At 72.3% G+C, this 5,908-nt stretch carries 6 protein-coding genes and 1 pseudogene; 3 read left to right on the forward strand and 4 right to left on the reverse strand.

Annotated elements, in window-relative coordinates; translation table 11 throughout:
* Positions 1–317: 317 nt before the first annotated feature.
* A complete protein-coding gene (locus AC2CJA_RS23135) occupies positions 318–470 on the forward strand; it encodes an SCO1431 family membrane protein (RefSeq protein ID WP_484604616.1) in 153 nt (50 codons plus the stop codon).
* 340 nt (positions 471–810) lie between these two features.
* Positions 811–1,485 (forward strand): helix-turn-helix domain-containing protein, encoded by a 675-nt coding sequence (locus tag AC2CJA_RS23140; RefSeq protein WP_484604617.1) that lies wholly within the window; start codon positions 811–813, stop codon positions 1,483–1,485.
* A gap of 3 nt (positions 1,486–1,488) precedes the next feature.
* Here AC2CJA_RS23140 and AC2CJA_RS23145 read toward each other — a convergent pair whose 3' ends face one another.
* From AC2CJA_RS23145 to AC2CJA_RS23155, 3 genes are all read right to left on the reverse strand, one after another.
* A complete protein-coding gene (locus AC2CJA_RS23145; protein WP_484604621.1) occupies positions 1,489–1,713 on the reverse strand; it encodes a hypothetical protein in 225 nt (74 codons plus the stop codon).
* Positions 1,703–1,852 (reverse strand): hypothetical protein, encoded by a 150-nt coding sequence (locus AC2CJA_RS23150; protein WP_484604618.1) that lies wholly within the window; start codon positions 1,850–1,852, stop codon positions 1,703–1,705. Before AC2CJA_RS23150 ends, AC2CJA_RS23145 begins: the two co-directional genes overlap by 11 nt.
* Positions 1,853–2,211: 359 nt before the next feature.
* Positions 2,212–3,822, reverse strand: coding sequence for an acyl-CoA mutase large subunit family protein (locus tag AC2CJA_RS23155; RefSeq protein WP_484604619.1), 1,611 nt, complete (start codon positions 3,820–3,822; stop codon positions 2,212–2,214).
* Between the two features lie 475 nt (positions 3,823–4,297).
* Here AC2CJA_RS23155 and AC2CJA_RS23160 point away from each other — a divergent pair, with 475 nt between their 5' ends.
* On the forward strand, positions 4,298–5,059 hold the full coding sequence (locus AC2CJA_RS23160; RefSeq protein ID WP_484604620.1) for a L,D-transpeptidase family protein: 762 nt from the start codon (positions 4,298–4,300) through the stop codon (positions 5,057–5,059).
* 253 nt (positions 5,060–5,312) lie between these two features.
* Here AC2CJA_RS23160 and AC2CJA_RS23165 read toward each other — a convergent pair.
* Positions 5,313–5,908: pseudogene (locus tag AC2CJA_RS23165) on the reverse strand (hypothetical protein); the annotation flags it as partial.

Here is a 5,908-nt window from a genome sequence, read left to right on the forward strand (position 1 = left end):
GCGCTGGGGCGGCGGGCGCGGCGGTGAGCGGGCCCCGCGGGGACGGGTTCGGCCTTCGCGCCCCGTGTCGTTCGTCACAGCCGTACGGCCGCCCGCCCTCCGCCGGGCCCATCACCGCAGGACGGACGGTGCGTCGGGGACGGCTGGGCCACCGGCGCCCGGTCGCGGGGTGATCCGTGTCTCTGTTTGAACGGCACGGTCCCCCTCATGCTGGAGGTCCGCGACGCCCATTCGCGGCGATCACGGACACAGGCACACCAACGGCGCACCGGCGCCCCGCGCACCGGCGCGCCACGAGGCGAGACGAGGACACCACCATGGGTCACACGATGGCGGCGAGGCTCCCGGCACTCCGGCTCCGTACCGGCGGACCGTCGGAGGAGGACCGCGAGAAGCTGGTCGAGCAGGCGCTCGGCTGGACGCTCACCGTGCTGGTCTCCGTGATCGTCACCGGGCTCGGCCTGCTGTAACGCGCATCCGGCGGGGCCCGCCCCTCGCACCACCGACACGGGGACGTCCCCCGGCCGAAGACCGCCGGGGGACGTCCCCGTGTCGGCCCGGCTCTCTCAGCCGAGTCCGCCGGCCGCCCAACACGCCGGTCCCGTCACGGGACTGCGCCCAGCCCATCGATGAGGAGGCCCGCGCCCCGTTCACCCGCGTCCCGGTCGACGGGCACCGGAGCTGGGTAGCTGCGTGAGAGCCGCATGCGCGCGTCGGCCCCCGCCGTGGAGGCGGGGGCCCGGGCGTTGCACCCACTGGGTCACCCGGTGGGTACTGTTCTGAGTGTCGAGGTCAGAACGGAGAGTCAGTATGCCTCGTGACGGGAACATGCACATCGGCGCGCGAATCGCCGAACAACGCAAACTGGCGCACCTCACGCAACACGGTCTAGCCGATCGCGCTCATATCTCCCACAGCCTGCTCACCAAGGTGGAGTCCGGGCAACGACCCGCCTCGCCCGCCCTGATAGCGGCATGCGCCCGTGCCTTGGGCATCGAGGCAAGTGTGCTGGCCGGACAGCCGTACGCCGATGTCCAGCGCACCGAACGCTTCGACGCGCCGCTGGCCGCGATCCGAGCCAGCATGGAGAACTGGGACCTGCAACTGGGCACCGGAACCCCGCGACGGCCGTTGGACGAGTTGGCCACCGACGTGAAGAGCCTCGGTGAGAAGCGGCGACGGGCGAATTACCTGGCTGTGGCCACCGATGCCCCCGGGCTCATTGACGAACTGGTGGAAGCCTCCGCCGAACACGAAGGCCATCAGCAGGAGCGAGCCCACAGATTGCTGGCATACGTGTACCGGTGTGTGCACGATGTGGCGTACGGACTGGGCCACATAGACCTCAGCCGTTCGGTGCTGTTCCGCATGCAGTACAGCGCGGAGCGATCAGGTGACCCGTACATGGTCATCCTGACTTCGTACCTGCGCGGGCAGTCGTGCTTCAAGGGTCTGTCAAACGAGCGGTGTAACCAAGGTTGTTGAGGGTTACTGACGGGCTGCCGACAGGCGGCCGTCGAAGGTGATGTCGAAGGCGTTCAGGGCGGTCTTCCAGCGCATGGTCCAGCGGGCCTGGCCCTTGCCGGTCAGCTGCAGGCCCTCGGCCTGAGCGCGGCCCACCAGCTCGTCGATCAGCTGGTTGTCCACACCCCTCGCCGACTGCGGCTCGACGGCCTTGACGGTCTCGGTCTCGGTCACGTTCTCACTGGTCATCGATGCATCTTCCTTGCTCAGGAGTTACACCGAACGTTTTACAGTCCCCTGGCTCGGACAGCCACACGCCCCGCTCCTTCAGCGCCAGCAGCAGCGCCTCACGGTCGAGCACCTGGTACTTCACTTCGATTTCGCGCACGGACACGTGCTCTTCCGGCCGGGGCTCTCGGTAGCGGTGATCCTGCCACGCCCCAGCCGTACCGGCGGCGCTTTCCCGCCCCTTCCAGCCCTCCGGTATCAGGCCGGAGCCGCCGTACCGTAGTTGCGGCCGGCCCTGCCCCACCATCACGGGAGGGGCCGGGCCACACCCGCGCGGGCACCGGCCGGGGTCACGGCACGGCCGCGTTCAACAGGGGCAACAGGGTGGCCCGCGCAACGTCAACCGTTCACTCCACGCGGCGCCGCCCGAACCCCGGAGCGTGAGGAACCGGCCGCCCCGCCGTCCCCCGGAGCACGGGGTCGGCGGGGCGGGTGGGCCGACGAGGCCGGACGGCGGGCTCAGAAGGCGTCGGTGGGGACGTAGGCGCCCCACACCTCCCGCAGGGTGTCGCAGACCTCGCCGACGGTGGCCCGGACCCGCAGCGCCTCCTTCATCGGGTACAGCACGTTGTCGCTGCCCTCGGCGGCCTTGCGCAGCTCGGCCAGCGCACCGTCCACGGCCGCCCGGTCACGCTCGGCGCGCAGCCGCGCCAGCCGCTCGGCCTGCTGGGCCTCGATGGCCGGGTCCACCCTCAGCGGCTCGTAGGGCTCCTCCTCGTCGAGCTGGAACCGGTTGACGCCGACGACGACGCGCTCGCCGGAGTCGGTCTCCTGGGCGATGGCGTACGCGCTGCGCTCGATCTCGCCCTTCTGGTAGCCGTGTTCGATGGCGTTGACCGCTCCGCCCAGCTCCTCGACCTTGCCCATCAGCTCCAGCGCGGCGGCCTCGACCGCGTCGGTCATCGACTCCACCACGTACGACCCGGCGAAGGGGTCGACGGTGGCGGTCACGTCCGTCTCGTAGGCCAGCACCTGCTGGGTGCGCAGCGCCAGGCGGGCCGACTTGTCGGTGGGCAGGGCGATGGCCTCGTCGTAGGAGTTGGTGTGCAGCGACTGGGTACCGCCCAGCACCGCGCCCAGGCCCTGGACGGCCACGCGCACCAGGTTCACCTCGGGCTGCTGCGCGGTGAGCTGCACGCCCGCGGTCTGGGTGTGGAAGCGCAGCATCAGCGACTTGGGGTTCCCGGCCCCGAACTCCTCCTTCATCACCCGTGCCCAGATCCGGCGGGCGGCGCGGAACTTGGCCACCTCCTCCAGGATCGTGGTGCGCGCGACGAAGAAGAACGACAGCCTGGGCGCGAAGTCGTCCACGTCCATCCCGGCCGCCACCGCCGTGCGCACGTACTCGATGCCGTCGGCGAGGGTGAAGGCGATCTCCTGCGCGGGCGTCGCCCCGGCCTCGGCCATGTGGTAGCCGGAGATGGAGATGGTGTTCCAGCGCGGGATCTCGGCCCGGCAGTACTTGAAGATGTCCGCGATCAGCCGCAGCGAGGGCTTGGGCGGGAAGATGTAGGTGCCGCGGGCGATGTACTCCTTGAGCACGTCGTTCTGGATCGTGCCCGTCAGCTTCCGCGACGGCACACCCTGCTCCTCGGCCACCAGCTGGTAGAGCAGCAGCAGGACGGCGGCGGGGGCGTTGATCGTCATCGAGGTGGAGACCTCGCCCAGCGGGATGCCGTCGAACAGCACCCGCATGTCGTCGATCGAGTCGATCGCCACGCCGACCTTTCCGACCTCACCGTGCGCGATGGGGGCGTCGGAGTCGTGGCCCATCTGGGTCGGCAGGTCGAAGGCGACCGACAGGCCCATGGTGCCGTTGGCGATCAGCTGCTTGTAGCGGGCGTTGGACTCCACCGCCGTGCCGAAACCGGCGTACTGGCGCATCGTCCACGGCCGCCCGGTGTACATCGTCGGGTAGACACCCCGCGTGTACGGGTACGAACCGGGCTCGCCCAGCTTCGCCTCCGGGTCCCAGTCCCGGAGCGAGTCGGGTCCGTAGACCGGCTCGATCGGCAGTCCGCTCTCGGTGAGCCGGTCCCCGCCCGTTCCGCGGCCAGTCTCGCGTGCCATGTTCGGTGCCTCCCGCTTCGTCGCCCTGTCCGATACGGACTGTAGCGATCGGCGGGAGAGCGGCGGGAGAGCCACAGCCTGGGACCTTCCTCACAGACGAGCGGGGTGGTGCGCGGAAGGGCCCGCGCGGGCGCCGCGCGCGGAACCGCCGGGGGGTGGTTCGTCGTCCCTGGTTCGGGCAGTCTGGCTGCCGGGAATCCACACGGGTGGGGAAACCGGTGAAGGTCCGGCTGATTCGAGGGGGTATCAGATGTCCTGGGGGGAGTCCGTGCGACACGGGACCGCGGGCCGTGCCGCGCTCGCGGCGGCGGCCGTGGCGCTGCTGGGTGCGGGATGCACGGCGCAGCAGACGGATGCACAGTCGCGGTCGCCCGCGGCGGTCACCGCACCACCGACCGCGCCGTCCGTGACGCCGAGCACGCCCGCGCCCGACCCGACGCCCACACCCACACCCACGCCCACACCCACGCCGTCCGTGAGCGAGGAGGAGGAACGACACACCTCGGCACCGCCCGAGAAGCTGCCCGCGTCCGCCCCGCCGCCTCCGGAGGCCTCCGAGGCGCCGCCGGCGTCCACCGCGCCGCCCCCGCCACCCCCGCCACCCTCGGCGCCGCCGGTGCTGCGGGAGGGCGCGCAGGGCGAGAGGGTCCGCGAGCTCCAGGCGCGGCTGCGCCAGGCCGGGCACTTCGACCTCAACCCGACCGGCTACTACGGCCCGGTCACCACCGCGTCCGTGTCCGCCTTCCAGAAGCGGCGGGGACTGACGGCTGACGGCCAGGTCACCCAGGCCACCTGGAGCGCCCTGACCGCGCGGACGAGGCCCCCCACGCGGGCCGAGCTGTACCCGCCCACCACCCGGCCGGTAACCGACCCCGACCCGAGGTGTCTGACGGGCCGGGCGCTGTGCATCAGCAAGGAGAGCCGGACGCTGGCCTGGATGATCGACGGAAAGGTCGTCTCCGCCATGGACGTGCGTTTCGGCTCGGAGCTCACCCCGACCCGCGAGGGCGAGTTCGGCGTCACCTTCAAGAGCCGGAACCACCATTCCACGCTCTACGACACCCCGATGCCGTACGCGATGTTCTTCAGCGGGGGCCAGGCGGTGCACTACTCCGCGGACTTCGCCGCCAACGGCTACAACGGCGCCTCGCACGGCTGCGTCAACGTACGGGACAAGAAGAAGATCGCGGCGCTCTTCGAGCAGGTGAGGGTGGGGGAGAAGGTGATCGTCTACTGACCTCCCCGGCGCCCTGCCGAAGCGGGGCGGGGCGGTGTGGGGAGAGGGGGGGGCGGGGCCGGGGGAACCCCCCCCCCCCCCGCTACGCGCATCCCGCAGGTACGGGGGGAACCTCGGGTGGCGCGCTCGCCGATGACCAGTCGGCTTGTTCTGTACTGCGTCCGCGGCCGGGAAAGTGTCACACCCGCCGGGCGGCGATCCCGGTGACACCGGTCACACGGCCGTCCGCGCGCCTTCGGGCCGGGCCCCGGGTTCAGGACGCGGCGCCGGCGGCCGCGGTGCCCGGCGTCACCGCCGGGGTGTCCGGGATCCGCCCGGGGGCGGTGGGTTCGGCCTGCCCGTCGCCGGCGGGGAAGGCGTCGCCGCCGTCTCCCCCGGGAAGCGCGTCGCCGCCCTCCTCCTCGGGAAGCGCGTCGCCGCCCTCGGCGCCGCCGGCCTGGCCGCCCGTGACGGGCAGTTCCGGGCCGCCCGTACCGGAGGAACCCCCCGAGGAGCCACCGGACGATCCGCCCGGGGCGGCCCCGCCGCCCGTACCGTCCTCGGCGCCGCCGGCCGCCGCACCGGACTCGCGGCAGTAGCCGTCCACCCGGTCCGGCACTCCCGCGGCGAGCTCCAGCTCGGCGCGTTCCCGCCGGCTCAGCTCACCGCTCCGCAGCTTCTCGCACAGTTCCCTCCACCGCACGTCCGCCCCGGGCGGACGTGCGGTGGAGTCCTCGGCCCGGTCGCCCGCGCCGTCCGGCCCCGGGGTGGGCGGGGCGCTCTCCCGCGACCGCCCGCCGGACCCGGTACCGGCCGGGTCCCCGTCGCCCGGGGCTCCGGAGCCGCCGCGCTGCTCGCCCGCCTCCCCGC

The sequence above is a fragment of the Streptomyces sp. ATLC9 genome (assembly GCF_057196705.1).